The organism is Nocardia sp. NPDC004168 (assembly GCF_040610355.1).
In the GTDB taxonomy this organism is placed as follows: domain Bacteria; phylum Actinomycetota; class Actinomycetes; order Mycobacteriales; family Mycobacteriaceae; genus Nocardia; species Nocardia sichangensis.
In genome coordinates, this window is record NZ_JBEXME010000008.1 from 17794 (window position 1) to 43107 (window position 25314).

The window sequence follows — 25314 nt, forward strand, 5'->3', positions numbered from 1 at the left end:
TGGTGAATGCCGAACCGGGTGAACGCAACTCGCTCACCGATGTGCCCGGAGTACTGGTCGGTCATCATCACGTCCTCGATCCGGACGCCACGCTCGGTTCCGGATCGGCGACGGGATGCACGGTGGTGCGCGTGCCGGGCGGCGCGGTGGCGGCGGTCGACGTGCGCGGCGGCGGGCCTGGTACCCGTGAGACCGATCTGCTCGATCCGATGAACACCGTCCGGCAGATCGACGCGATCCTGCTCACCGGCGGCAGCGCCTTCGGGCTCGCCGCGGCCGACGGCGTGATGCGGTGGCTGGAGGAGAACGGCGCGGGCATCGTGATGGACCCGGCGGACCCGAGCCGGGTGGTGCCCATCGTCCCCGGCGCGGTGATCTTCGATCTTCCGGTCGGCGCGTGGGACATCCGTCCGACCGCCGAGTTCGGCTACCGGGCCGCCGCGGCGGCGGACGTCGACTTCGCTCGCGGTTCGGTCGGTGCGGGCGTCGGCGCGCGCGCCGGTTCGATCAAAGGGGGGATCGGCACGGCGAGCATCGTGCTGGGTGATGGCGTGGCCGCGGGAATCACCGTCGCGGCGCTGGTCGTGGCGAATCCGGTCGGCTCGGTGTTCGATCCCCGCACGGGGTTGCCGTGGGGGTGCGGCACCGATGGGCCCGGCTTTTTCGGTCTGCGGCAGGCGACCCCGGAGCAACTGGCGGCGGCGAACGCGCTGCCGGTGAAGGGCACCGTGCTCAACACCACGATCGGCGTCGTGGCCACGGACGCTCCGCTCGATCCGGCCGGATGCAAGCGCGTCGCGGCCACCGCGCACGACGGGCTGGCCAGGGCGATCCGTCCCGCGCACTCGCCCCTGGACGGGGACACCCTCTTCGCGCTCGCCACCGGAACGGCGGAGGAGGGCGGCGACTTGCCGTTGCCGCCCGCCTTCCCCGCCGATCTGCTTGTCCTGGACCAGATCTGCACCGCCGCCGCCGTCTGCGTCGAACGCGCCATCGTCGACGCGATCCGTTCGGCGCACCCAGTGGCGGGCATCCCGGCCTACAACGACCTGTTCGGTGTTTGAACAGGCGATGCCGGGAACCGGGGGACCGGGCGACGTCGCCGGGGGAATAGCCGAATATCCTGGCTCGTTGTCGACTGCGATGGGTCGGCGTTGTGGAAAGGTGTGCGACTCGTGCTGGTGATCAGGGCCGACCTCGTGGAGGCGATGGTGGCGCACGCGCGCGCCGATCACCCCGATGAGGCCTGCGGTGTCATCGCGGGGCCGGAGGGCTCGGATCGTCCGGAGCGCTTCATCGCCATGGTCAACGCCGAGCGTTCGCCCACGTTCTACCGCTTCGACTCCGGCGAGCAGTTGAAGGTGTGGCGCGCGATGGACGACGCCGACGAGGCGCCGGTCGTCATCTACCACTCGCACACCGCCACCGAGGCCTATCCGAGCCGGACCGACGTGTCGTACGCCTCCGAGCCGTTCGCGCACTACGTGCTGATCTCAACCCGCGATCCCGAGCGGCACGAGCTGCGCAGCTACCGGATCGTCGACGGCGAGGTCACCGAGGAGCCGGTGCGGATCGTCGACGCGTACGAGAACTAGACCGATGCCTGTTCGCGAAACCGAGGAGTACCCATGCCGGTAACCGTCTCCATTCCGACCATCATGCGCGGCCTCACCGGAGGTGAGAAGCGCGTGCAGGCCGAGGGCGCCACGCTGTCGGCGCTGATCGACGACCTGGAGGCCAACCACCCCGGGCTCGCCGAGCGCCTGCTGAAGGACGGCAAGCTGAACCGCTACGTCAATATCTACGTCGACGACGAAGACGTGCGCTTCGCGGGCGGGCTGGCCGCCGAAGTGCCCGAGGACGCCAGCGTCACGATCCTGCCCGCCGTGGCCGGAGGCTGACCCGTCCCGTGGCGCGTTACGAATCGCTGATCGCGACTCTCGGCAATACCCCGCTGGTCGGGCTGCGCACCCTGTCCCCGCGATGGGACGGTGACGATCACGTGCGGCTGTGGGCCAAGCTGGAGGATCGCAACCCCACCGGCTCGATCAAGGACCGGCCCGCCCTGCGGATGATCGAGCAGGCCGAGGCCGACGGGCTGCTGCGGCCCGGTTGCACGATTCTCGAACCCACCAGCGGCAACACGGGCATCTCGCTGGCCATGGCGGCGAAGCTCAAGGGATACCAGCTGGTCTGCGTGATGCCCGAGAACACCTCGGTGGAGCGGCGGCAGTTGCTCACCATGTTCGGGGCCAGGATCATCGATTCCCCGGCCGCGGGCGGCTCCAATCAGGCCGTCGCGCTGGCGAAGAAGATCGCCGCGGAGAACCCCGATTGGGTGATGCTCTACCAGTACGGCAATCCGGCGAACACGGCGGCGCACTACGAGACGACCGGCCCGGAAATTCTGGCCGACCTGCCCGAGATCACCCATTTCGTCGCGGGTCTCGGCACCACGGGCACGCTGATGGGGACCGGCCGCTTCCTGCGGGAGAAGGTGCCCGGCATCGAGATCGTGGCCGCCGAACCGCGTTACGGCGAACTGGTCTACGGCCTGCGCAACATCGACGAGGGATTCATCCCCGAGTTGTACGACGAGAGCGTGCTGACCACCCGTTTTTCGGTCGGCCCGTACGACGCGGTGAAACGCACCCGCGAACTGGTGCTCGAAGAGGGCATCTTCGCCGGGATCTCCACCGGCGCCATCCTGCACGCCGCGCTCGGCGTCGCCCGCAAGGCGGTCAAGGCGGGCACGCGCGCCGACATCGCGTTCGTGGTCGCCGACGGCGGATGGAAATACCTGTCGACCGGGGCCTACGACGGCACGCTCGAAGAGGCGGAAGAGCGGCTCGACGGCCAGCTCTGGGCCTGATTCCCGGCCGCGCCGGTACCCTCGGTGAGGCGGGGCCACGTCCCCGCCACGGCGAGGAGGTGGCCATGACCGGCGCGGGACTCGGGCCGTCGTTCGACCCTGATCGGCCGGCTGCGCTTCGTGCGCAATTGGGCAAGCCCGCCGGTGTGCCCACAGCGCCCGCCACCGCGGGCTTCGCCGCGATCAAGCAACTGTGGCTGCGGGCCGGCGTGCTGATCGCCGGATTCGTGGGGGTGCTGTACGGCGTCGAAGGGGTCGACACCGCCGTCGGTGGCCGGCTCGACCACGCGGGCATCGAGCCGCGCCGCGCCGACGGGCTGACCGGCATCCTGTTCGCCCCGTTGTTGCACGGCGGCTGGCCACATCTGATCGGCAACACGCTCCCGGTGCTGGTGCTCGGCTTCCTGGTCCTGGTGACGGGCATCGGCCGCGGGCTGGCCGCGACCGCGATCATCTGGCTGGGGGCCGGGCTCGGCGTCTGGCTCACCGGGGCGACGGGGAGTACGCATATCGGCGCGTCGTCGCTGGTGTTCGGCTGGCTGACCTTCCTCATCTCCCGTGGCTGGTTCGCGCGCAACGTCGGGCAGATCGTGCTCGGTCTCGTGGTGCTGGCCCTCTACGGGTCGCTGCTGTGGGGCGTTCTGCCGGGACAGCCCGGAATCTCTTGGCAGGGGCATCTATTCGGCGCGTTGAGTGGATTGCTGGCCGGCTGGGTACTCTCTGGAGATGCACGACGAAACCGCCGCGGGGACCGAGCCGGAATCGGCGCGTCGCCGCGGTGACCGGGCGGCCCGCCGGAGATGTGGGGGGATCCTTTCTTGAGTGAGAATTCCGCGTGGCAGCATGGGGGAATGCGCCTTACCGTCCTCGGGTGCTCGGGCAGTGTGTCCGGCCCGGACTCTCCCGCGTCGGGTTACCTGCTGACCGGCCCGGACATGCGGCCGACGGTGATCGATTTCGGTCCGGGAGTGCTGGGCGCGTTGCAGCGCCATGCCGATCCCGGTGAGGTCGACATCTTCCTGACCCATCTGCACGCCGACCACTGCCTGGACCTGCCCGGTTTGCTGGTATGGCGCCGCTACCACCCGACGCCCCCGGAGGGCAAGGCGATCGTGCGCGGCCCGTCGGACACCTCGTTGCGCATCGGCAACGCCTCCGCCGAGGTCGGCGGCGAATGCGACGACTGGTCCGATGTGATCGACATGCGGCCCTGGGTCGAAGGCGAGTCCATCTCCTTCGGGCCGGGTCACACCGTCACCGCGCGCCGGATGTACCACCCCCCGGAGTCCTACGGTCTGCGGATCGTCACCGCCGCGGGACGCACTTTCGTCTACACCGGCGACACCGCACTCTGCCCTCAGGTCCACGAACTTGCGCAGGGCGCAGACATCCTGATGGCGGAAGCGTCCTGGACCCACGACCCGGCGAATCGCCCTCCCGGCATCCACCTTTCGGGCACCGAGGCGGGCCGGATCGCCGCCGAGGCAGGCGTGAAGGAACTGCTGCTCACCCACATCCCCCCGTGGACTTCCCGCGAGGACGTGATCGCCGAGGCGAAAGCAGAGTTCACCGGCCCCGTGCATGCGGTGGCTCCGGGCGAAACCTTCGATCTCTGACCGAATCCCGGGTAACGCCGGGCATGACGCGAACTTCACGAGCGGAACCGCGTCACCGGCCTTGTACAGCACGCCGGTCTGCCGAATGACGCGCCGATCCCCGAGTCCGTACGTCCCCTTCGACGACCGATTCGCGGCCTGACTCGACCCGGGTGCCGACCATCCCGCGCAACCGTGACAGGCCTCGCCGATCCGCGTTCCCGCTCGCGGTGCGATAACGGCGGTATCCGCGTGCGGAACCACGGCGGGCACACGGACCGAATTTGCGCCGCATCCGCTCAGCCATGGGTAGCGACCGTCGTCCCCAACGCGCCCAGCTCGCCTCAACCACGGGTTTCGAGCGAAGCGAGAACGAGCATGCGCCGTTCGCGGCCCGGCTCGCGTTTGCGCGACCGTCGCGTACGCGACGAAGGAGCAAGCGGCGGCCGCGCAAACGCGAGCCATGAAGGGGCCGCGAACACGCCGCGACGAAGTCGCGGCAAATTGAACACAGTAGGCTGTGGCCGTGTCGAGACGAGCCGATGGCAGGGCGGACGATGAGCTCCGCGAGGTCCGGATCACCCGTGGTTTCACCACGCATCCAGCTGGTTCGGTGCTGGTGGAGTTCGGGCAGACGCGGGTGATGTGCACCGCGAGCGTCACCGAGGGGGTGCCGCCGTGGCGGCGTGACTCCGGGTTGGGCTGGCTCACCGCCGAGTACGCGATGTTGCCAGCCGCGACGCACACTCGCAGCGGGCGGGAATCGGTGAAGGGCCGGATCGGCGGACGGACCCAGGAGATCAGCCGTCTGATCGGCCGCTCGCTGCGCGCCTGCATCGACCTCGCCGCGATCGGGGAGAACACCATCGCCATCGACTGCGATGTGCTCCAGGCCGACGGCGGTACCAGGACGGCCGCCATCACCGGCGCCTACGTGGCGTTGGCGGATGCCGTGACCTATCTCGGCGCGGCGGGCGCGCTGGCCGACCCGCAGCCGATCTCCTGTGCGATCGCCGCGGTGAGCGTCGGCGTGGTCGACGGCCGGGTGCGGGTGGATCTGCCCTACGAGGAGGACTCGCGCGCCGAGGTCGATATGAACGTGGTCGCGACCGATACCGGAACGCTGGTGGAGATCCAGGGCACCGGCGAGGGCGCCACCTTCCCGCGCTCCACGCTGGACAAGTTGCTCGATGCCGCGCTCGCGTCCTGCGAGCAGTTGTTCGTCGTGCAGAAAGAGGCGCTGGCGCTGCCGTATCCCGGTGTGCTTCCCGAGCCCGCCGAGTCGAAGAGGAAGTGATGACCCGCCGTCTGCTGGTGGCCAGCCGCAACACCAAGAAACTGAACGAACTGCGCCGCATCCTCGACGAGGCAGGCATCGCCGGAATCGAGATCGTCGGATTGAACGATGTTCCCCCGTACGACGAGGCGCCCGAGACCGGCGCGACGTTCGAGGAGAACGCGCTGGCAAAAGCGCGCGACGGCGCCGTGGCCACCGGATTGGCTTGCGTCGCCGACGATTCCGGTATCGAGGTGGACGCGTTGAACGGCATGCCGGGTGTGCTGTCGGCGCGCTGGTCGGGCAAGCACGGCGACGACGCGGCGAACAACGCGCTGCTGCTGGCACAGCTGTCGGATGTGCCGGACGAGCGGCGCGGCGGGCGGTTCGTGTCCACCTGCGCGCTGGTGGTGCCCGGCGGCGCGGAGACCGTGGTGCGCGGCGAATGGCCCGGCTCGATCGGGCGGAAGCCGGTGGGCGACGGCGGTTTCGGCTACGACCCGCTGTTCGTCCCGGAAGGCGGCGATGTCACCGCGGCCCAGTTGACGCCCGCCCAGAAGGACGCGGTGTCGCATCGCGGGCGGGCGCTGGCCCAGTTGACGCCCGCGCTGGCTGCGCTCGCCGAAGGCTGACGCCTCAGACGCCGAAGGTCTGCTTGACCTGCTTGGCGTTGACGTGTTCGACGAAGAACGACAGCAACGGGATGGTGCCCGCGAGCAGGGTGCCGACGGTGCGCAGGACCGGCCAGCGGACCTTGACCGCGAGGTCGGCGGTGACCAGCAGGTAGACGAAGTACACCCAGCCGTGCACGACCGCGATCCAGCTGGGGGTGGCCACGTCGAAGCCGTACTTGGCGATCATCTCACCGGTGAGCAGCAGCAACCAGAGGCCGGTGATCCAGGCCAGCGCCCGATAGCGCAGCAGCGCCGGACCGATCTTGGCGGCGTTCCCGGCCCTGGCCGGGGCAGCGGTGGTCTCGGTGGAATTCTCGCTGGTGGTCAACCGGCGCTCCTCTCGCGGGTGTGCAGGCCTGCCGTGCGGACCTGTTCTTCGATGTCGTCGGCGTGCAGCGCGGCGAGGTATCGGTTGTACTCGGCGAGCACGGGGTCATCATCCCGGACGGCCTTCGGGCGCTCGGGCAGCAGTCCCGCCGGGAGTTCGGTCGGCGCGATCGGCTTCGCGGCGCGCTTGGCTGTGGGTGCCTCGCGCCGCGAAGCCGCGGCGGACTCGTTCTTTTCCTCTGGTTCGCCTGCCTCGCGTTCCAGCCGCACGAACCGGAAGTAGGCGAAGACGGCGAAACCCGCGAACAGGGGCCACTGCAGCGCGTAGCCGAGATTCTGTGCGGTGCCGGTCGCGGACTCGTACCGTTCCCACTGCCACCAGGCCAGCCCCAGGCAGCCCAGCGCGGCGACGATCACCAGCGCGATGAGGGCCGGGCGGTTGTGTGCCGAGCGGCGGGGTGAGGCGGACACGGCTTCTACGGTACCCGTTCTACTACGCGGGCCGTAGAACAAGGTGCGCCGTCCCGCGCCTGCTGTGACCACGGTCATCGAGGCGACGAACGGTGCGGAGCGGACCGGCGCTCGGGGCGGTGTCGGATGCCGAGACGAGCGGCCGCGCGCCCGCTGCCGGATGTGGCTTCCGATGTGGCAGCGGGCCGCTGCAAATCACGCAGTCGTCACGAGTGGTGCCGCTCGCCGCCATGTGGCAGCGCGCATCGGGCGTCCGCTCCGGCGCGTGCCACCGAGCGCGCGGCCGGACTCCGCCTGCGGTGAACTCGACGAGTCGGCCCGGTTCGACCGCAGGGGCCGCGCGCACGACGCGGACCCTTCCGGGCGCATCGACAACCGGGCCCCCGGCGTGCAGTTGCCGCTGACTGCTCCGGTGTTGCTCCGCTCAGAACGAGTAGGTGACTCCGGTCTTGCGCTCCGACTCTGCCCACAGCCGCTGCCACAGGTCCTTGTTCTGCGACAGGCGGGTGGACGACGAGGGTTTCACCGGGCCCTGGCTGCCGAAGAGCCGGGTCGGGCCCCAGTAGGTCTCGGGATCGGCGTCCGGCATGGTGGCGGCGAACAACGTCGAGTGCGCGGCCTTGGCGGGCGAGTGCCCGATCAGGCGGATGAACGGCTTGGCGATGTGGTCGAGCGGGGTCTCGGTGTGCGCGAAGAGGTCGGTGGCCGAGACACCGGGGTGCACCGCGTAGGAGCGCTTGCGGGAGCCGGATTCACGCAGCCTGCGCTGCAGTTCACGGGCGAACATCAGATTGCACAGCTTGGCCTGCGCATAGGCGAGATTGCGCTGGTAGCGGCGCTTTTCGTAGTCGAGGTCGTCGATCCAGAGCTTCGGCGTCTGCTTGTGCGCGATGCTGGAGAGGGTGACCACCCGATCGGTGATCCGGTCCAGCAGGAGGCCGGTGAGCGCGAAGTGCCCGAGGTGATTGACGCCCCACTGGGTCTCGAAGCCGTCTTTGGTTCGCGAGAACGGGATGTTCATCAGGCCGGCGTTGTTGACCAGGACGTCGAATTCGCCGCTGTCGTCGGCGAACTTGCGCACCGAGGACAGATCGGCCAGGTCCAGTTCCGCCACGCGGACATCGCCGTCGATGCCCGCGGCGACCTCTTTCGCCTTGACCGCGTTGCGGCAGGCCATGATCACGGTCGCGCCCTTGGACGCCAGGACTTTCGTGGTGACGGCGCCCAAGCCGCCGTTCGCGCCGGTGATGACAAAGGTGCGTCCCGTCTGGTCCGGGATCTCAGCTGGTTTCCACGCCATGCGCCAACCTTACTCTGGAGTAAGTTTCCGGGGAAGATATCGGCATCGATCGTCTCAGACGCAAGGGCTCGTGTCGCGGAACGCGCCCGCGACACGAGCTGTCGGCCGGGTCGTTCAGCGGCCGCTGCCGATGGGTTGCCCGAAGGCGGCCGCGAGTACGGCACCCACCGTGTCGCTCCACACCTGCCAGGTGGCGGGGTCCAACGTCATCGAGCCGACATCGGTGATGGTGACGCCGCCGGCCACCGGCGCGCCCGCGAAGCGGTCCTTCAGCCACAGCAGCGCGCGCGGTGCCGCGATCGGGTCCAGGGTCAGGTGCTCGCTGAAGTGGTCGCGGATGTACTCGACCCGCGCGCCCGGGTCCTCGGCATAGGTTCCGACGAGCTCGTTGACCGGTCCGACCGGGATCAGCCAGTCGGCATTGGCCTGGTACATCAGCATCGGCATGTCCGGCACGGCCTTGCCGAGCTTCGTCTTGTGCAGCACGTCGGCGACAGCGGGGTCGGTGAAGGGATTCTTCGCCAGCATCCCGAGGTTGTCGGCGAACGGGAACAGCGCGGCCTGGTAGCTGGCGCAGAGTTGTTCCTTGCCCGCGATCATGAGCTTGCCCAGGCCGTTCGCGTTCTCGTCGAGGAATTTCCGCAGCTCGGGATATTCGCGCGAGACGCCGAGCGCGCCCGCGAAGATCAGCCCGGCGGAGAGATTGCCGTTGGCCATCCGCAATGCGGCCGACAGGTCGGCGGGGATGCCGCCCTCCGCGGTGCCGACCACGTTGAGTTCGGGTGCGTAGTCGCGCTTCAGTTCGGCGGCCCAGCCGGTGGCGATCGCGCCGCCGGAGTAGCCCATCATCCCGACCCTGGTCCCGGTCCCGGACAGTTGCATCGGTGCGAAGTTCTCCGCGGCGCGAATGCCGTCGAGCGTGATCCGGCCCGCCAAAGGACCTGCGGCGTAAGCCGAGTCGGGCCCCTGGTGGTCGGGGATCACCGCGGCCCAGCCTTGGGCCAGTGCGGCCTGCACCTCGAGGAACTGGGCCGCCACCAGGGTGGAGCCGGTCAAGGTCGCGGGGACGGAACCCATCTGGAGTTGATACGACGGCATGCAGTAGTTGCCGGTCGAGTCTTCGGCGATCTGGTAGGAGAACAGCGGCCGGTCGGCGACGTAGCCGCGCGGCTTGATCACCGTGGCCACGGCGGGGATGGCCTCGCCGCGGGAGTTGGTGGAGCGGTAGGACAACTGCCAGGCGTCCACGTTCACCGGGAGCAGCGACAGGTTCGCCAGATTCACCTGGCGTGCGGCGATGATCTGGCCGGGGGGCAAGTCGGTGTAGGTCTGCGCGGGCGGGCGATAGAACGCCGGGTCGAAGCCCGGCGGCAGCGGCGGAAGGGGGAACGGCAGTGCGGGCTGGACCACCGGATCGTCCGGCGCGGGCTCGGCGGCTGCCGAGGCGGGGAGGAAGGGCAGTCCCACCGCCACCACGGCGAGCGCCGCGAGCAGCTTCGGTGCGTGCTTGCGCGAAATGACCACGCGAGAACCTCTTCGTTCTGTGAGCCACATTTGTGAGCCCCATCGGTTTCAGACTGGATCAGAGTATGCGGCGTCATGACCCGGATCACAAGTACGAATCGGGCGGCGGCCAAGGCACGCGGGGTAGTTCGTGGTCGCCGGGATTTCGCTACGGTGAGAGATATGACGGCGACAGTGGGCAGGCAATACGGCGGGCGTGCCGTCGTGGAGCGGAAAGCCGAGCGGCGTCAGCGGTTCCTCGACGCGGCCACCCGGATCTTCGCCGAGCGCGGTTACGCCGATTGCTCGCTGGCCGACGTGTGCGCCGCCGCGGGTCTGTCCAAGCGTCAGTTCTACGAGGAGTTCCAGACCAGGGAGGACGTTCTGGTCGCCGCGTACGACCGGATCCAGAACGAGGCCGCCGCGGCCGTGGTCGCGCGGATGGACGCGCTCGACCCGCGGTTCGACCTGCGCGCCGCGATGACCGCCGTGGTGACCGCTTATCTCGAGTCGATCGGCGCCGATCCCTACCGCGCCAAGGTCGCCTTCATCGAAGTGGTGGGCGTGAGCGAACGGATGGAGCGCCACCGCCGCGAACGCAGGCACGCGTGGGCTTCCGTGCTGGAAACCCACGTGGTTCCGGTGGTTGCTCCCGGTTCGCGGGTGCGCGGCACGCCGGGGTGGGGGGCGAGCGCCTTGATCGGCGCGATCAACGGGCTGGCGCACGAGTGGGTGCTCGCCGATCCGCGTCCGTCGGTGGCCGAACTCGTCGATCTGCTCGTGCCCATCGCGATGTCGCTCATCGAGCGGCCGGAGGAAGCGCCGGAGGGCGAACCCGGCTGATTCGCTGCCGTGTCGCTGGATATCCATCGACGCGGCAAAAGCCCATACTGGGCTGATGGCCGGTTCGGTTGCTGTCGCCGCGGACCCTGTTGCCCCGATGGGCAGGGCCAAGACCAACATCGTATTCGGCACCATCGTGCTCGGCATGCTCATGGCGGCGCTGGACCAGACCATCGTGTCCACCGCGCTGCCCACCATCGTCGCCGACCTCGGCGGGGCGGGGCACATGGCGTGGGTGGTCACCTCGTACCTGCTCGCCGAGGCGGTGGCGACCGCCCTCGCCGGAAAGCTCGGCGATCTGTTCGGCCGCAAGCTGGTGTTCCAGATCAGTGCGGTGATCTTCATCGTCGGCTCGATGGTCGCAGGCCTGGCGAACGGCATGCTGGTGCTGGTCCTCGCTCGCGGGATCCAGGGCTTCGGCGCGGGCGGACTGATGGTCACGTCGATGGCGCTGATCGCCGACATCATCCCGTTGCGGCAGCGGGGTAAGTACCAGGGCGCGCTGGGTGCGGTATTCGGCGTGACCACGGTGATCGGTCCGACGCTGGGCGGCCTGTTCACCGACCACGCCAGCTGGCGCTGGTGCTTCTACGTCAACGTGCCGGTCGCGGTGGTGATGATCGCGTTGGCGGCCCGCACCATCCCACGGGTGCGCGCGGCGGCCAGGCCGATCATCGATTACCTCGGCATCGGCTTGGTGGCGCTGGGCGTCTCCTGCCTGATCCTCGGCCTGGAATGGGGCGGGCAGCAGTACGCGTGGGGCTCGCCGACAATCGTCGGCCTGTTCGCCGCGGCGGCTTTCCTGCTCGTCACGTTCGTCGGGGTCGAGTTGCGCGCAGCGGAACCGATGCTGCCGATGGGGTTGTTCCGCAGCCGGGTGTTCACGGTGTGCTCGATCCTCAGTTTCATCGTCGGCTTCGCCATGCTCGGCTCGATGACCTACCTGCCCGCGTATCTGCAATATGTCGACGGTGTTTCGGCCACCATGTCGGGTGTTCGCACGCTGCCGCTGGTGGTGGGCCTGTTCACCACCTCGATCCTGTCCGGGCAGGTGGTCGGCAAGACCGGCCGCTACCGGTACTTCCCGATCGCGGGCACGTTGGTCATGGCGCTCGGCCTGTACTTGATGTCGACGATGGGCCGGACCACCGGCACATTGCTGGAGTCGCTGTACATGCTGATCCTCGGCCTGGGTATCGGACTGGCGATGCAGGTGCTCACCATCGTCGTGCAGAACACCGTGCCCTACGCCCAGCTGGGTACCGCGACATCCGGTGTCACGTTCTTCCGCACGCTCGGTAGCGCCTTCGGGACGGCCATCTTCGGCACGCTCTACAGCAACCAGATCGGCCCCAACCTCGCCGCCGCGCTGGCTCAGGTGCGCGTGGTGCCACCCGGGGTCGCGGCGGACCCGCAGGCGTTGCGCGCGTTGCCCGCCGAACAGTCGGCGCCGATCATCGATGCGTACGCGGACTCGATCGACTACGTGTTCTTCTGGGTCGTTCCGATCGTGTTGGCCGGATTCGTGGTCGCGTGGTTCCTGCCCGAGGTGCCGCTGCGTGACAGCGCGCGGGCGGGGGCGGGCGATGTGGGCGAAGGGTTCTCGGTGCCCGACTCGCCCGATCGGCTGGTGCAACTGGAACGCGCCATCGCGGGCACCATGCACCGAGCGGGGGCGGAGGATCCGATCGGCGCGCGCATCCTCGCCGACGCGGACAGCGACCTCACACGCGGTGAGGCATGGGCGCTCGGCCAGGTGTATCTGCGCGACCGGGTGCGCGGTGACGCCACGCTGGCCGGAATCGCCTGGGCGCACCGAGTGCCCCAGGAGGTGATCGAGCCGATCTACGACCAGGTCGGCGCGGAGGGCTATCTGACGCGAGAGGGTAAACGCTTGCGGCTCACCGATTCCGGTGCGGCCGAGATGGATCGGATCAAGGCGGCCTGGCGGCGCTGGCTCGACACCAGGCTCGACGACTGGAACGAGGCCGACCCGGCCGATCGCGCACTGCTGGATCAGGCGCTGACGAACATCGCCACGAAGTTGCTGGAGGACCACGCGCGCGAGCAGGAAACGGTGCCCGCCTGACCGCTCTTGCGGTCGATTACTCGTAGACGTATATTCGTAGACGAGTAAGGAGGAGGTGCCGCGATGAAGAAACGCAAGGTCGACAACCTGTTGGCGCTCGCGGTGCTGTCCGTGATCGTCGAGCGCCCCATGCATCGCTACGAAATCGCCCAGACCCTGCGTGACCGGGGCAAGGACCACGACATGACGATCAAATGGGGTTCGCTCTACACGGTCGTGCAGAACATGGCCAAGGTCGGGTTCCTCGAGGTCGTCGGCAGTGAACGGGCGGGCGCCCGTCCCGAGCGAGTCATCTATCGGATCACCGACGAGGGTCGCGCCGAGATGGCCGATTGGACCAGGGAACTGCTGTCGACTCCGGAACCGGAACCGCACCGGTTCGTCGCGGGGCTGTCGATTCTCGCGGTGCTTCCGCCCGCCGAGGTGGTCGAACTGCTCGCCACCCGCCTCGAAGCGCTGGATCGAACCATCGAGACCGTACGTCGTGAACTCGGCGAACTCGCGGGCGCGTTGCCGCGACTGTTCATCGTCGAGTCCGAGTTCGGACTGGCGATGCTCGAAGCCGAGGCGGCGTGGACGCGCTCACTGCGCGCGGAACTGACCGAGGGCACCTTCCCCGGACTGGCGCAATGGCGCGAGTGGCACGAGCGCGGCGCGCTGCCGTCGGAGGTCGCCGAAATGGTGGAGAGGGGGATGGCCGAGGACTAGCCGAGAAACCGGACCCGGCGAAGGTGCGGCAACACCGCCGCCGGGCCCGATCGAACAGTCTCGAACCGCGCCCGCGAACGCGCACCCGGCTACAAGGCTGGCAACCACAGGATAACCGGGTGGGTGGCGCGTGTGTCGGTCCGGGAACCGAAACCCGTATCGCACGAATCCTGGAGACACCCATGTCCACAACACGTACCGCCCTGGTGATCGGTGGCGGCATCGCCGGCCCCGTCGTCGCGACGGCCCTGCGCAAAGCGGGCATCGACGCCCGCGTCTACGAGGCCTATCCCGGCCCTTCCTATGGCATCGGCAGCGGACTCGCGCTCGCGCCGAACGGCGTCGCCGCGCTCGACATCATCGGGGCGGGCGACCCGGTCCGCGCCATCGCGCTTCCGGTCCGCAACATGAACATGTCCGTCGGCGCGAAGGTGCTGGCGATGCCCGGCATCCCCGATATGCCGCCGCTGCAACTGGTCGATCGCGGCGAGCTGCACCAAACGCTGCACCGGCACGCGGTCGCGGCGGGCGTTCCGTTCGAGTACGACAAGCGCCTGGTCGATGTGCGCGAGGACGCGTCGGGCATCACCGCCCAGTTCGCCGACGGCAGCACAGCCACCGCCGACGTGCTGATCGGCGCGGACGGCATCCGCTCGCGGGTGCGCACGCTGATCGACCCGAAGGCGCCCGGCCCCGACTACACCGGCATGCTCGGCTTCGGCGCGACCACCGAGTGCGACGCCGACATCCCCCCGGACACCATGACCTTCGCGTTCGGCAAGCGGGCCTACTACCTGTACTGGCCGCTCGGGGACGGGCGGGTGGCATGGGGAGCGAACCTGCCGCACAAGGAGTATCTGTCGCTCACCGCGGCGCGGGCGGTGCCGAGCGCGCACTGGTTGCGCATCCTGCGCGAGGTCTACGGCGACGACACCCCTGGCGGCGAGCTCGCTCGGCGCACCACCGAGGAGCAGTTGGAGGTGGTCGGCGCACTGCACATCATGCCGCCGGTGCCGCACTGGTATCGCGGGCGGATGGTGCTGGTCGGCGATGCGGTGCACGCTCCGTCCAACAGTTCCGGTCAGGGCGCGTCGCTGGCCATCGAGAGCGCCGTGCAGCTGGCCCGCTGCTTGCGTGATCTGCCCGCTCCGGAGGCGTTCGCGGTCTACGAGCGCTTGCGGCGCGAGCGGGTGGAAGGCGTCGCGGCGCGCGCGGCGAAGATCAATCACAGCAAGACGCCGGGGCCGGTGGGACGCAAGGTCATGCAGTTGCTCATGCCGGTCATGGCCAAGACCGTGATGAAACCGGAGAAGACCATGGGACCGGAGCAGCGCTACCGGATCGACTGGGACGCTCCCGCCGAGCACGAGCTCGCGTCGGTCTGAGTCGGCCGGAGGTCCCTCGGGTCCGAGCGACCCGGGGGACCTCCGGTGCGGCTATCGGCGGCGGAATAGAGTTGCGTGGTGAGCGATAGGGATTCCGATGGAAATCTGGATCTGAACCAGTTGCGCACCTTCCTGGCCGTGCACCGGGCCGGTTCGATCACAGCCGGGGCGCGGCTGGTCGGCTTGTCCCAGCCGACCGTGACCGGCCAATTGCAGGCGTTGGAGAAGCGGCTCGGCGCGCGACTGTTCGACCGATTGCCGCGCGGCGTCGCGCCGACCGCGGCGGCGACCGAGCTGGCGGCGCGCATCGCCGCGCCGCTGGACGCGCTGGACACCGTGGCGGGTCCGGTCCACCGGGCCGAACCCGCGCCACAGCCCGCCGTTCGTCTCGCCGGACCCGCCGAGTTCCTCGCGGTGCACGGGCTCCCCGCGCTGGCGCCACTGGTCGAGCGAGGGGTTCGACTGGCAGTCCACGCGGGGCTGACCGACGACTTGCTCGGCGGGCTGCGGGCCGGACACTTCGACCTGGTGGTGTCGACGGTCCGGCCCAGAGGCCGGACGGTGGTCGCCGAACCGCTGGGTGACGAGGAGTTCGTGCTCGTCGCCGGGCCGCAGGTCGCCGCGCGCGTCGACGGCGACCTGTTGCGGACCAAGGGCCCGGTCGCGTTGTCCGATGTTCCGCTGGTCAGTTACGCCCCGGATCTGCCGATCCTGCGCCGGTATTGGCGGCACGTCTTCGGCGTCCGGCTTGCCGCCGAGGCCGCGGTGGTCGTCGCCGACCTGCGCGCGGTCGCCGCGGCGGTCGCGGCGGGCGCGGGGATCAGTGTGCTGCCGCGATATCTCTGTGCGGCCGAACTGGATTCGGGATCGCTCGTCGCGCTGTTGGAACCGGAGGACCCGCCGATCAACACGGCATTCCTGGTGCGTCGGCCCGGACCCGCTGTTCGCCCGCACGTCGAGCTGGTCCGTCAGCGGCTGACCGCCGCGGCGCTGCACTGGTGAGCGCGGGCCCGCTCAGTATCGGGCCGCGCGGTCGCGCAGAATTCGCGCGGTCCGCTCGTCGCCGGGCAGGAACGCCTCCAATTGCAACTCGGCGAGCGTGACGTCCACCGCGGTGGCGAAGGAGGTGAGCGTGGTGATCAAACGCAATTCCCCTTCGGCGCAGCGCAGGCGCAGCGGCACCGCGAAACCGAGATGGTCCGGTCCCGGTTCGGCCTGGGGCAGATACGTCTCCAGCTCGGCGATCAGCTCCTCCAAGGCGGGATCGGGGCTGCGGGCCATCCGGTTGCGCAGCGCCTCGGTGACGTGCCGTCCCCATTCCGGCAGGTTGACCACGCGGGCGGCCAAGCCGTCCGGGTGTAGCGCGAGCCGCAGCACGTTGACCGGCGGCTCCAGCAGCCACGGCGCGGCGCCCTCGGTGAGCACCTCGAAGGCCGAGTTGGCGGCGAGCAGGACGCCGTGCGGCCGGACCACCAGCGCCGGGTAGGGCAGGTGGCCGTCCAGGATCGCCCGCAACGCCTCCAGCATCGGCGCCAATTCCGCGGTATCGAGCGCCGATTCGGGGAAGACCGGCGCGTAACCCGCGGCGAGCAGCAGTCCGTTGCGCTCACGCAGTGACAGCTCCAGTGATTCGGCCAACCGCACCACCATCGTGCGTCCGGGGCGTGAGCGGCCCTGTTCCAGGAAGCTGAGATGACGCTGCGTGGTGTCGGCGCGGATCGCGAGATCCAGCTGGCTGACCCGTCGCAGCGTGCGCCAATGCTTGAGCTGCCGGGCGAACCCGGTGGACTCGGCCGCCGTCGTCATGGCAGCAGTATCGGGCGTCGGGCGGCGGCTTCGCCATACCTTGCGGGGAATCGCACAGGCTCCGGACGACGGCGAGACTCCGTCCCATGAGCAATCAATTCGATGAGCGGGAACTGTTCCGATTCGCCGAGCGCTACATCGCGCTGTGGAACGAATCCGACGCGCAGGCCAGGCACAAGCTGATCCGGGAACTGTGGTCCGAGGACGGCGCCCAGGTGCTGGTGGATCCGCCGCAGGAGATGCGGGAGGCGCTTGCCCGACTGTCCTTCCCGATCCCGACCGTGGAGATCCGCGGCTACGAAGCGCTGGACCGGCGCGTGGATCGCGCCTACGAGGAATTCGTCGCCCCTGGTGAGCACGTGTTCGTACCCAAGGGGCAGGCGGTTCGTCTGTCACTGAACCTGATCGGCCTGACCTGGCACATGGTGACGAAGACCGACGGGGCGGTCGTCGGCGGCGGATACGACGTCATCGCGCTCGACGACGCGGGCCGGATCCGGTGGGACCACCAGTACATCGGTGTCGCGTGATGCGGGCCGTCGCCTACCATCTCGACCCCGCGCGCGGGGCGGACGCGCTGACCGTCGCGCCGCAGGAGATGCCAGAGCCAGGGCCACGCCAAGTGGTGATCCAGATGCTGGCGGCGTCACTGAATCGTCGCGATCTCATGTTGCTGGACGGAACGTATCCGCTGCCCGCGACCCCGGGCGTCGTCCCGCTCAGCGACGGTGTCGGCGCGGTGATCGCCGTGGGCGAGGAAGTGACGCGCGCCGCGCTGGGCGACCGGGTGACCGCCTCCTACTTCGTCCGCTGGATCGACGGGCCACAGCGCCAAGCGCACGTGGTCGAGCAGTACGGCGCCACCTATCCCGGCATGCTCGCCACGTACGCGGTGCTGGAAGAGGATTCGGTGGTGCACGTGCCCGACCATCTCACCGACGTGGAGGCCGCCACGCTGACCTGCGCCGGAGTGGTGGCGTGGGCGGCGCTGACCACGCCGCTGCCGGTGCTGCCCGGCGAGACCGTCTTGACCGTCGGCAGTGGATCGGTGGGCCTTTTCGGTGTGCAGCACGCGAAAATGCTGGGCGCTTATGTCATCTCGGTGACCTCGAGCGCGCGAAAGGCCGAGCGGCTGCGCGCGCTGGGAGCCGACGAGGTGATCGATCGGAGCCGGACACCGGACTGGGAGCTGGCCGTGCTGGACCGCACCGGAGGCGACGGTGTGGAACACATCCTCGACGCGGTGGGCATGCCGACCCTGGCGAAATCCGTGCGGTCGGGCGGATACAACGCGCGGATCACGATGATCGGCGCGTTGCCCGCCACCGACGCGCCCGTAGGCAACCCGTTCGGGACGTCGTATCTGTCGATTCGCCGCATCGCGGTGGGCAGCCGGACGCAGTTCGAGGCGATGAACCGAGCGATCACCGCCCACGGGATGCGTCCCGTCATCGACCGCGTGTTCGCGTTCGAGGAAGCCGAAGCGGCCTACCGGTATTTCCGCACCGGAGACCCCTTCGGGAAGGTGGTGATCGAGTTCCCCTAGGACTCAGGGGCAGGCGGTGAGAATCCGCGTCATGGCGTCCTTTTCGGCCGCGGTGACCCAGAGTTGGTAGGCCGTCTTCACCTGGATCTGCCTGGTCACGTAGGCGCAGTGGTAACCCTTGTTCGGCGGCAGCCAATCGGCCGCGTCGGAGTCGCTCTTGGACTGGTTGGTCGGACCGTCCACGGCCTGCAGGTTCAGCGGGTCGTTGGCCAGATCGCGGCGGCGTTCGGCGGAAAGCTTCTGTGCGCCTTTCTGCCACGCGTCCGAGAGCGCGACGACATGGTCGATCTGCACGTCGTCGGAGGACTTCGTGCCGCGCTTGAAGTCGATGGTCTTTCCGGTGTAGAAGTCGGCGAGCGTTCCGGTCGCGACGATGCACTTGCCCGACTTGAACGTCACGTCGGTCATGTCGCGCTGGAGGATGTCGTTGCGGGTGTCGCAGCCGTTGTTGCCGCCGGGCACCGAGACGTTGTCGGACCAGGGCGGCCCGAATTCGTCACGGCTGTATCCGGTCTTGGGCGCACGGTCGGCCACGCGCAGCGCGTTCAACAGCGCGAGCGCGTCGCGCGAGGGAATCGGGGCGGGCGCGTCGGCGCAGGCCCGTCCGCCGGAACCGCAGCCCGACGCGGTCGACTGGCCGGGCGGAACGGTTGTGCAGGAGACCAGTCCGATGGAAGTCGCCACCATGATGCCGATCAGAGCCAGCCGTTGCACTGTGGACTTCATCGAACTTCCTAACGCCGAATCCACTTGAAACTGTAACCGGCGAAAAGGTATCCAGTGACCGGCTTCGCGCAACCGATCGGCGCGTATGAGATTCGGCACAGCTGGCCGGTAACGGGCCGTGCGCCATAGCTGCCGAACTGGAGAACCGGGGCCGCCCCCGAATCGCCGTGCCGGCGCCGATTCGGGGGCGGTGATCACGAGGAGGCCGGTGGAGCCGCGCGGTTGTGCGGATGGTTGTCCACTCCGAAGCCCGCACTGGGACGACACCACGGGGCTGATGAGGGGGAGGTCCCGAGGTGTCGAGCCGCGCCTGCTCCGGACTCACTCGTGATGATCAGGAGTGATCGATGTCCGGCGGGCGCCGGTGACCAGGGAAGCCGCTCTCCGGTTGCAGCACGCATCCGCTCCGTCTCGATCACGCTTGTTTCTACGTATCAAGACAGTAGATAGATGCCGCGCGAATTGGCAAGTTCGTTCGCACGATTCGAAAAGTTTCTCAGCCGATCTTCAGTTTCGGCCATATATCTACTGTATGAGTACGGATGTGTCCGAGAGTTGACGCCTTCGCGACGACCGGTTCGACGGGCCTGTGACGATGCTCACTTCATATCCGGTCACAGGCGGTGTGAATCGTGTGTCCAAACGGGTGCAGGCGAAAAGCCGGACCCGAAAGGACCACATCATGCCCACCGTCGACGTCATCGACTCGTTCATCAACTACCGCGATACCGGTGCGGGAGAGATCCCCGTCGTGTTCCTGCACGGCAATCCGACCTCCTCGCATCTGTGGCGCAACGTCATTCCGCACGTGGCCGACCGGAGCAGGGTGCTGGCGCCGGACCTGATCGGGATGGGGGAGTCGGGCAAGCCGGACAGCGCCTACCGTTTCACCGATCACGCCGCCTACCTCGACGCCTGGTTCGACGCGCTCGGGCTGGACCGAGTGGTGCTGGTCGGACACGACTGGGGCGGCGCGCTGGGCATGGACTGGGCCGCGCGGCATCCCGGCCGCGTGCGCGGGATCGCGCTGATCGAAACGTTCCTGCGGCCGATGCGCTTCGACGAGCTGCCTCCGCTCGGCGCCGAGCTGTTCCGGAAGTTTCGCTCGGCGGAAGGGGAGCGGATGATCCTGGAGGAGAACATCTTCATCGAGTTCAACCTGCCGAAGGGCGTCGCCGACCTGTCGCCCGAGGACCACGACGTGTACCGGGCGCCGTATCCGACCCCGGCCTCGCGCAAGCCGCTGCTGGTGTGGCCGCGGGAGTTCCCGCTGGACGGCGAGCCCGCCGACGTGGTCGCCCTGGTGCGGAACTACGACGATTGGGCGGCCGCGACGCCCGAGGTGCCCAAGTTGCTGATGGCGTTGGAGAACGGCGTCGGGCTGGGATCGGCGGAGGCGATCGACTGGGCCGCGAGCACCTTCGCGAGCGCCGAGGTCGTCGCGATCCCTCCGGCGGGCCACCACGCGCCGGAGGATCGGCCGGACGAGATCGGCCGGGCGGTCGCGCAGTGGCTCGATCGGCACGCCTTGGTCGGTGCCGCCGCTCGCGCGTGATCTCGGCCGCGCTGTGACCCGGCAGTGCTTGCGCCGACCGCGGCGCGGGCCGAATGATGGCCGGATGAGCACGGAGCACGAGCGGGTCGCGGCGGACGAGAAGGCCATGGTCGCTCGCGCGGTCGCGGGCGACCGGGACGCCGTCGCCGAGGTGGTGCGCCTGTTGCAGGACCCGCTGTACCGGCTGGCGCTGCGCATGGTCTGGCGGCCCGCGGAGGCCGAGGACGCGACGCAGGAGATCATGGTGCGCGTCCTCGATCATCTGCACACCTGGCGCGGCGAGGCGAAGCTGCTCACCTGGGCCTACCGCATCGGCGTCAACCACCTGCTGAATCTGCGGCGGCAGACCCCGCAGGAGGCCGCGGAACTGAGCTTGGACGCCTACCGGGACGGACTGGCCGACGGTCTGTCGGAGGCGGACTATCGCGGACCGGAAGCGGTGCTGCTGACCGCCGAGGTGCGGCTCACCTGTAGCCAAGGCATGTTGCAATGCCTGGCCCGGGACGAACGGATCGCCTTCGTGCTCGGCGACGTGTTCGAGCTGAACTCCACCGAGGCCGCCTGGATCCTAGACATCACCCCCACCGCCTATCGAAAGCGGTTGGAGCGCGCCAAGAAACGGCTCGGGAACTTCCTGAACTCGACCTGTGGCCTGGTCGACCCGGCGGCGTTCTGCCGCTGCTCGCGCCGCGTGGACAAAGCTCTGGCGCTGGGACGGGTCGACCGGAGCCGTCCGGTGTACGCGCGCCATCCGGTCAGCGCGGGCGGGCGCACCGCGGCCGAGGCCGAACGGCAGATGATCCGGCTGCACGACGCGGCGTCGGTGCTGCGCGCGCACCCCGACTACGCCGCGCCGCAGGCGAAGATGGACGCGATCGCGGGGCTGCTCGGTTCGGGGCGTTTCCCCATGCTCAAGGAGACGTGAACCCGCCGCGTCGGTGATCAGCCCGGTGCTTCCGCGTGGGGTGAACCAGTGCCGGGCGGGGTTCCTCGTAGCTCCGTTGCCAGGCGTGTGATCTGTGCGGGGCCGACCCGGCAGCAGCCGCCGATGATCCGTGCGCCTCGGGCGAACCAGTCCCTGGCTTGTCCTGCGGTGAACCGGGTGGGGCCGGTCCAACGGTGGCGCGCGGCATCCCAGTCCTCACCGCTGTTCGGGTAGGCGACCACGGGCTTGCCGGTTCCGGCGGCGAGTTCGACCGCGGCGGCGACATCGGCGGGCGCGCAGCAGTTCACGCCGATCGCGACGATCGAGTCCGAGCCCGTGGCCACCGCGAAGGCGTCGGCGAGCGGTTGCCCGGCTCTGGTGCGCGCGCCGTCGACGGTGTAGCTCAGCCATGCGGGCACGCCGAGGTCGTTCACCAGGTCGACCAGCGCTTCGGCTTCGTCGACGTCGGGAACGGTCTCCATGGCCAGCAGGTCGGCGCCCGCCTCCGCGAGCACCTCCATGCGCGGTCGGTGCCAGGCCCGCAGTTCAGCTACGGTGCGCCCGTAGCGGCCACGGTATTCCGATCCGTCCGCCAGCGCGGCGCCGTAGGGGCCGATCGAGGCGGCGACCCAGCGGCGCCGATCAGCGGCCTCGGCGTCGCACGCGGCACGGGCCAGCGCCACGCCACGTCGCCACAGCTCCACCGTCTGCGCCCTGGTCAGCCCGCGTGCGGCGAAGCCCTCGAAAGAAGCCTGGTAGGTGGCGGTGGTCGCGATGTCGGCGCCCGCCCGGAAATAAGCTTCGTGCACGGACCGGATCGCGGCGGGATCGTCCACGAGCAGGCGGGCCGACCACAACGCGTCGGAGAGGTCGTGGCCGCGCGCCTCCAGCTCGGTGGCCAGTCCACCGTCCGAGATCAGTGCCCCCGCGGCAGGGTCGAACAGCACGGCTCCACTGTAGGACGCGGATTCACTCGTCGTCGGTGGGCTGGGCGGTCGGGGGTACCCCGGTGTCGAGGAAACGGATGAGCCGCTCGATGCGCGCGGTGTGATCGGCACAGCGCTCCAAGTGGTGTCCCAAGAGTGCGTTGTCGATCGCGACTTCGGTGGATGGCTGGGACGCGGGGTCGCGCAGCGCGGAATGCAGTTGCCGGTGCAGCGTTTCCATCGAGTGGTCCGCAGGCGTCTCCTCCTCCGGCAGCGGATGCCGACCGGCGACCGCTCGCCCGGCCAAAGCCGTACGCTCGGCCGCCAGCTTGCCCATCGCGGCGAGGATGTCCAGGATGGGTTGCTCGGCAGCGTGTCCGGGGTGACTCTGATACACCTTGTCGGCGACCCGGCTGGCGAGCCAGCCGATGCGAGACAGCTCACCGGCGATCTGGATCGCGGTCACCACGTGCCGCAGGTCGCGGGCCACCGGAGCCTGTAGCGCCAGTAACACCACGGTGCGCGCCTCGCATGCGCCGTACATCTTCTGCAACTGCTCGTCGAGCGCGAAGACCTCGTATGTCGCGGTGAGGTCGGCGTCGACGAGCGCGTCGGTGACACGCTCGACGGCGTCGTGGGCCAGCGTGCACATCAGCGTCAGATCATTGGTCAACGCGATGAGCTCGGCAGTGAACTGGGTGCGCACCGCCAAATTCTCACCTATCGACCGGGGCGGGGTCGATTCCTCGCCGGATGTTCTTCGGTAACGACATCGCCTCGACATGCCGTCGCGGACGGGAACGCGAACCACGCGCGATCGCTTCGCCAGGAGGACGACGGGAAAACACAGTTCAAGCGGTGCTTTCGCGGCCGGAACACGCTATGGCGGATCGGATGCACCGGCGCGTGCGTGTCGCGGCACTCACGCACGCATGCCGGCCGGGGCAGCGGAGGAGATGCATTGCCCGACCGGAGATCTATGCCGCGCATCACATTGCGCTGTTGCGGCGCATGGCGACTCGCGTGGTTGCTCACCGCGTGCCCTGTCCAGCTCGGTGCGGCGGCGTGGACGGTCGACACTGCGCGACGCGATGGGCGGGCGTTTGCGTCCCGGTTCCTGTGGCTGCCGCGGTCCGCCGCGTGCGGGGCCGTGCCCGGGTCAAGGCCCGAATCGCGCACGCGGCGAAGCCTGCCGACCGGTGCGCCCGGTGTTACGGTCGCGGCATGCCGAACTTGCGCGATATCCAGCATCGTGTGGTGACGACGTTCCAGCGCCGACTGGGCAATCCGATCCTCAGTACGCTGCCCGGGCAGACTCTGTTGGAGACCACCGGCCGGGTGAGCGGGCAGCCGCGGATCACTCCGATCGGCGGACGGAAGATCGGCCGGGAATTCTGGCTGGTCTCCGAGTTCGGCGAGCGATCCCAGTATGTGCGAAACATCAAGGCGGACAATCGAGTCCGGCTGCGGCTGCACGGCCGCTGGCACGCGGGCACCGCCCACCTGCTGCCCGACGACGACCCGCGTGCCCGGTTGGCGGCCCTGCCGCGCGCCAACAGCGCGGCCGTCCGGTTGGTCGGCACCGACCTGCTCACGCTGCGCATCGATCTGGACGACTGAACCCGCCAGCAGGGTCGGGACATTAGTCGCCTGACCTGGATGCGAGCAATTTGCTGGAACCATGGTGGGCATGATCCGTCTGTTGATCGCCCGTTGGACCGTGCTCGTACCATTGCTCGCCGTTGTCGCGCTCGCGGTCACCTGGGGCCGAAGTCTGCCCGGTGTCGCGGTGACGGTTGTGGTGGTGGCGTTGATCGGGGCGGTGCTCTCGGCGGTTCATCACGCGGAGGTGGTGGCGCGCCGGGTCGGTGAGCCGTTCGGCTCGCTGGTGCTGGCCGTCGCGGTGACCGTGATCGAAGTCGCGCTCATCCTCACGCTGATGACCCAGGGCGGTGACAAGACCGCGACCTTGGCCCGCGACACGGTCTTCGCCGCGGCGATGATCACCTGCAACGGCATCCTCGGTCTCTGCCTGCTGGTGGGGGCGTTGCGCAGGCGCGTGGCGGTGTTCAACGCCGAAGGCACCGGTGCGGCGCTGGCCACCGTCGCGACGCTGGCCACGCTCAGCCTCGTGTTGCCGACCTTCACCACGAGCAAACCCGGCCCGGAGTTCTCGCCCGCGCAGCTGGCCTTCGCCGCGGTGGCCTCGCTCGCGCTGTACGGCTTGTTCGTGATGGTGCAGACCGTGCGTCATCCGGACGACTTCCTGCCGGTGGAGGCGGACGGCGTCGTCGCCGAGGACGACGAGCGTGTCGAGCCACCTACCGTGCGCGACGCCGTCACCAGCCTCGGTCTGCTGCTGGTCGCCCTGGTCTGCGTGGTGGGGCTGGCGAAGGTGGTCTCGCCCGCCGTGGAATCGGCGGTCCAGTCGGCGGGGCTGCCGCAATCGGCGGTCGGCGTGGTGATCGCGTTGCTGGTGCTGCTGCCCGAGACGATCGCCGCGGTGCGAGCCGCGCGCCGCGACCAGGTGCAGATCGGTCTCAATCTGGCGCTGGGTTCGGCCATGGCGAGCATCGGCCTCACCATTCCGGCGATCGCCGTGGCCAGCATCTGGCTGGAGGGCCCCTTGGTGCTCGGCTTGGGGGCGACGCAGATGGTGCTGCTGGCGCTGACCGTCGTGGTCGGTGGGCTGACGATCGTTCCGGGGCGGGCCACGCTGCTGCAGGGCGGCGTCCACCTGGCGGTGTTCGCCGCCTTCGTCGGCCTCGCCGCCAGCCCTTAGCGGAC

General features: G+C 69.1%; 27 protein-coding genes. 19 read left to right on the top strand and 8 right to left on the bottom strand.

Annotated features, from left to right (window positions below):
• Nucleotides 1-2 precede the first annotated feature (2 nt).
• The 8 genes from ABZW96_RS17085 to rdgB all read left to right on the top strand — a co-directional run bounded on the left by ABZW96_RS17085 (nt 3) and on the right by rdgB (nt 6375).
• Nucleotides 3-1064 carry a P1 family peptidase gene (locus ABZW96_RS17085; RefSeq protein WP_355075971.1) on the top strand — a complete coding sequence of 354 codons (1062 nt, stop codon included), beginning with the start codon at nt 3-5 and terminating at the stop codon, nt 1062-1064.
• A gap of 111 nt (nt 1065-1175) precedes the next feature.
• Complete coding sequence (locus tag ABZW96_RS17090) at nt 1176-1595, top strand: M67 family metallopeptidase (RefSeq protein ID WP_355075591.1); 420 nt, start codon at nt 1176-1178, stop codon at nt 1593-1595.
• A gap of 33 nt (nt 1596-1628) precedes the next feature.
• The gene (locus tag ABZW96_RS17095; protein ID WP_355075593.1) at nt 1629-1901 is read left to right on the top strand and encodes a MoaD/ThiS family protein; all 273 of its coding nucleotides are present in this window, start codon (nt 1629-1631) and stop codon (nt 1899-1901) included.
• Between the two features lie 8 nt (nt 1902-1909).
• A complete protein-coding gene (locus ABZW96_RS17100) occupies nt 1910-2872 on the top strand; it encodes a cysteine synthase (protein WP_355075595.1) in 963 nt (320 codons plus the stop codon).
• 65 nt (nt 2873-2937) lie between these two features.
• A complete protein-coding gene (locus ABZW96_RS17105; protein ID WP_355075597.1) occupies nt 2938-3654 on the top strand; it encodes a rhomboid family intramembrane serine protease in 717 nt (238 codons plus the stop codon).
• 69 nt (nt 3655-3723) lie between these two features.
• Nucleotides 3724-4488 (top strand): cyclic nucleotide-degrading phosphodiesterase, encoded by a 765-nt coding sequence (locus tag ABZW96_RS17110; protein WP_355075599.1) that lies wholly within the window; start codon nt 3724-3726, stop codon nt 4486-4488.
• Between the two features lie 505 nt (nt 4489-4993).
• Complete coding sequence (gene rph, locus ABZW96_RS17115; protein WP_355075601.1) at nt 4994-5764, top strand: ribonuclease PH; 771 nt, start codon at nt 4994-4996, stop codon at nt 5762-5764.
• On the top strand, nt 5764-6375 hold the full coding sequence (gene rdgB / locus ABZW96_RS17120; RefSeq protein WP_355075603.1) for an RdgB/HAM1 family non-canonical purine NTP pyrophosphatase: 612 nt from the start codon (nt 5764-5766) through the stop codon (nt 6373-6375). Before rph ends, rdgB begins: the two co-directional genes overlap by 1 nt.
• Before the next feature lie 4 nt (nt 6376-6379).
• Here the strand turns inward: rdgB and ABZW96_RS17125 are convergent, their stop codons facing one another.
• From ABZW96_RS17125 to ABZW96_RS17140, 4 genes are all read right to left on the bottom strand, one after another.
• A complete protein-coding gene (locus ABZW96_RS17125) occupies nt 6380-6679 on the bottom strand; it encodes a DUF3817 domain-containing protein (protein WP_245562483.1) in 300 nt (99 codons plus the stop codon).
• 62 nt (nt 6680-6741) lie between these two features.
• Nucleotides 6742-7215 (bottom strand): transcriptional regulator, encoded by a 474-nt coding sequence (locus ABZW96_RS17130; protein WP_355075605.1) that lies wholly within the window; start codon nt 7213-7215, stop codon nt 6742-6744.
• 424 nt (nt 7216-7639) lie between these two features.
• Nucleotides 7640-8515: an oxidoreductase gene (locus tag ABZW96_RS17135; RefSeq protein WP_355075607.1), complete on the bottom strand. Its 876-nt coding sequence runs from the start codon at nt 8513-8515 to the stop codon at nt 7640-7642.
• Nucleotides 8516-8629: 114 nt separating this feature from the next.
• Nucleotides 8630-10039, bottom strand: a complete 1410-nt coding sequence (locus ABZW96_RS17140; protein WP_355075609.1) for a lipase family protein — start codon at nt 10037-10039, stop codon at nt 8630-8632.
• Between the two features lie 162 nt (nt 10040-10201).
• Between ABZW96_RS17140 and ABZW96_RS17145 the strand changes: the two genes are divergently transcribed.
• The 5 genes from ABZW96_RS17145 (at nt 10202) to ABZW96_RS17165 (ending at nt 16045) form a co-directional block, all read left to right on the top strand.
• Nucleotides 10202-10861, top strand: a complete 660-nt coding sequence (locus ABZW96_RS17145) for a TetR/AcrR family transcriptional regulator (protein WP_355075611.1) — start codon at nt 10202-10204, stop codon at nt 10859-10861.
• A gap of 55 nt (nt 10862-10916) precedes the next feature.
• Nucleotides 10917-12950, top strand: coding sequence for an MDR family MFS transporter (locus ABZW96_RS17150; protein WP_355075613.1), 2034 nt, complete (start codon nt 10917-10919; stop codon nt 12948-12950).
• 63 nt (nt 12951-13013) lie between these two features.
• On the top strand, nt 13014-13658 hold the full coding sequence (locus ABZW96_RS17155; protein ID WP_355075615.1) for a PadR family transcriptional regulator: 645 nt from the start codon (nt 13014-13016) through the stop codon (nt 13656-13658).
• Between the two features lie 182 nt (nt 13659-13840).
• Complete coding sequence (locus tag ABZW96_RS17160; RefSeq protein ID WP_355075616.1) at nt 13841-15043, top strand: FAD-dependent monooxygenase; 1203 nt, start codon at nt 13841-13843, stop codon at nt 15041-15043.
• Between the two features lie 78 nt (nt 15044-15121).
• Nucleotides 15122-16045: a LysR family transcriptional regulator gene (locus ABZW96_RS17165; protein ID WP_355075618.1), complete on the top strand. Its 924-nt coding sequence runs from the start codon at nt 15122-15124 to the stop codon at nt 16043-16045.
• Between the two features lie 12 nt (nt 16046-16057).
• Here the strand turns inward: ABZW96_RS17165 and ABZW96_RS17170 are convergent, their stop codons facing one another.
• Nucleotides 16058-16849 carry a helix-turn-helix transcriptional regulator gene (locus ABZW96_RS17170; RefSeq protein WP_355075620.1) on the bottom strand — a complete coding sequence of 264 codons (792 nt, stop codon included), beginning with the start codon at nt 16847-16849 and terminating at the stop codon, nt 16058-16060.
• Between the two features lie 86 nt (nt 16850-16935).
• Here ABZW96_RS17170 and ABZW96_RS17175 point away from each other — a divergent pair, with 86 nt between their 5' ends.
• Together ABZW96_RS17175 and ABZW96_RS17180 are read left to right on the top strand one after the other, a co-directional pair.
• Nucleotides 16936-17379, top strand: coding sequence for a hypothetical protein (locus ABZW96_RS17175; protein WP_355075621.1), 444 nt, complete (start codon nt 16936-16938; stop codon nt 17377-17379).
• Nucleotides 17379-18395 carry an NAD(P)-dependent alcohol dehydrogenase gene (locus ABZW96_RS17180; RefSeq protein ID WP_355075973.1) on the top strand — a complete coding sequence of 339 codons (1017 nt, stop codon included), beginning with the start codon at nt 17379-17381 and terminating at the stop codon, nt 18393-18395. Before ABZW96_RS17175 ends, ABZW96_RS17180 begins: the two co-directional genes overlap by 1 nt.
• Before the next feature lie 3 nt (nt 18396-18398).
• Here the strand turns inward: ABZW96_RS17180 and ABZW96_RS17185 are convergent, their stop codons facing one another.
• Nucleotides 18399-19121 carry an HNH endonuclease family protein gene (locus tag ABZW96_RS17185; RefSeq protein WP_355075622.1) on the bottom strand — a complete coding sequence of 241 codons (723 nt, stop codon included), beginning with the start codon at nt 19119-19121 and terminating at the stop codon, nt 18399-18401.
• A 595-nt stretch (nt 19122-19716) separates the two neighbouring features.
• On the opposite strand from ABZW96_RS17185, the gene ABZW96_RS17190 reads away from it, so the two are divergent.
• Nucleotides 19717-20676, top strand: a complete 960-nt coding sequence (locus tag ABZW96_RS17190; protein WP_355075624.1) for a haloalkane dehalogenase — start codon at nt 19717-19719, stop codon at nt 20674-20676.
• 64 nt (nt 20677-20740) lie between these two features.
• Nucleotides 20741-21601: an RNA polymerase sigma factor gene (locus tag ABZW96_RS17195; RefSeq protein WP_355075626.1), complete on the top strand. Its 861-nt coding sequence runs from the start codon at nt 20741-20743 to the stop codon at nt 21599-21601.
• A 17-nt stretch (nt 21602-21618) separates the two neighbouring features.
• Here ABZW96_RS17195 and mmuM read toward each other — a convergent pair whose 3' ends face one another.
• Entirely contained in the window at nt 21619-22521 is a 903-nt protein-coding gene (gene mmuM / locus ABZW96_RS17200) for a homocysteine S-methyltransferase (RefSeq protein ID WP_355075975.1), read from the bottom strand.
• A 49-nt stretch (nt 22522-22570) separates the two neighbouring features.
• A complete protein-coding gene (locus ABZW96_RS17205; RefSeq protein ID WP_355075627.1) occupies nt 22571-23233 on the bottom strand; it encodes a PhoU domain-containing protein in 663 nt (220 codons plus the stop codon).
• A gap of 518 nt (nt 23234-23751) precedes the next feature.
• Here ABZW96_RS17205 and ABZW96_RS17210 point away from each other — a divergent pair.
• The gene (locus ABZW96_RS17210) at nt 23752-24147 is read left to right on the top strand and encodes a nitroreductase/quinone reductase family protein (protein WP_355075629.1); all 396 of its coding nucleotides are present in this window, start codon (nt 23752-23754) and stop codon (nt 24145-24147) included.
• 70 nt (nt 24148-24217) lie between these two features.
• The gene (locus ABZW96_RS17215) at nt 24218-25309 is read left to right on the top strand and encodes an ionic transporter y4hA (RefSeq protein ID WP_355075631.1); all 1092 of its coding nucleotides are present in this window, start codon (nt 24218-24220) and stop codon (nt 25307-25309) included.
• Nucleotides 25310-25314: the final 5 nt, after the last annotated feature.

Bases quoted from the DNA above. Each gene is read 5' to 3' on its own strand.
- ABZW96_RS17095 (WP_355075593.1), top strand. From the start codon at position 1,629: ATGCCGGTAACCGTCTCCATTCCGACCATCATGCGCGGCCTCACCGGA.
- ABZW96_RS17105 (WP_355075597.1), top strand. From the start codon at position 2,938: ATGACCGGCGCGGGACTCGGGCCGTCGTTCGACCCTGATCGGCCGGCT.
- ABZW96_RS17110 (WP_355075599.1), top strand. From the start codon at position 3,724: ATGCGCCTTACCGTCCTCGGGTGCTCGGGCAGTGTGTCCGGCCCGGAC.
- rdgB (WP_355075603.1), top strand. From the start codon at position 5,764: ATGACCCGCCGTCTGCTGGTGGCCAGCCGCAACACCAAGAAACTGAAC.
- ABZW96_RS17135 (WP_355075607.1), bottom strand. From the start codon at position 8,515: ATGGCGTGGAAACCAGCTGAGATCCCGGACCAGACGGGACGCACCTTT.
- ABZW96_RS17145 (WP_355075611.1), top strand. From the start codon at position 10,202: ATGACGGCGACAGTGGGCAGGCAATACGGCGGGCGTGCCGTCGTGGAG.
- ABZW96_RS17150 (WP_355075613.1), top strand. From the start codon at position 10,917: ATGGCCGGTTCGGTTGCTGTCGCCGCGGACCCTGTTGCCCCGATGGGC.
- ABZW96_RS17155 (WP_355075615.1), top strand. From the start codon at position 13,014: ATGAAGAAACGCAAGGTCGACAACCTGTTGGCGCTCGCGGTGCTGTCC.
- ABZW96_RS17160 (WP_355075616.1), top strand. From the start codon at position 13,841: ATGTCCACAACACGTACCGCCCTGGTGATCGGTGGCGGCATCGCCGGC.
- ABZW96_RS17170 (WP_355075620.1), bottom strand. From the start codon at position 16,849: ATGACGACGGCGGCCGAGTCCACCGGGTTCGCCCGGCAGCTCAAGCAT.
- ABZW96_RS17175 (WP_355075621.1), top strand. From the start codon at position 16,936: ATGAGCAATCAATTCGATGAGCGGGAACTGTTCCGATTCGCCGAGCGC.
- ABZW96_RS17180 (WP_355075973.1), top strand. From the start codon at position 17,379: ATGCGGGCCGTCGCCTACCATCTCGACCCCGCGCGCGGGGCGGACGCG.
- ABZW96_RS17185 (WP_355075622.1), bottom strand. From the start codon at position 19,121: ATGAAGTCCACAGTGCAACGGCTGGCTCTGATCGGCATCATGGTGGCG.
- ABZW96_RS17190 (WP_355075624.1), top strand. From the start codon at position 19,717: ATGCTCACTTCATATCCGGTCACAGGCGGTGTGAATCGTGTGTCCAAA.
- ABZW96_RS17195 (WP_355075626.1), top strand. From the start codon at position 20,741: ATGAGCACGGAGCACGAGCGGGTCGCGGCGGACGAGAAGGCCATGGTC.
- ABZW96_RS17210 (WP_355075629.1), top strand. From the start codon at position 23,752: ATGCCGAACTTGCGCGATATCCAGCATCGTGTGGTGACGACGTTCCAG.
- ABZW96_RS17215 (WP_355075631.1), top strand. From the start codon at position 24,218: ATGATCCGTCTGTTGATCGCCCGTTGGACCGTGCTCGTACCATTGCTC.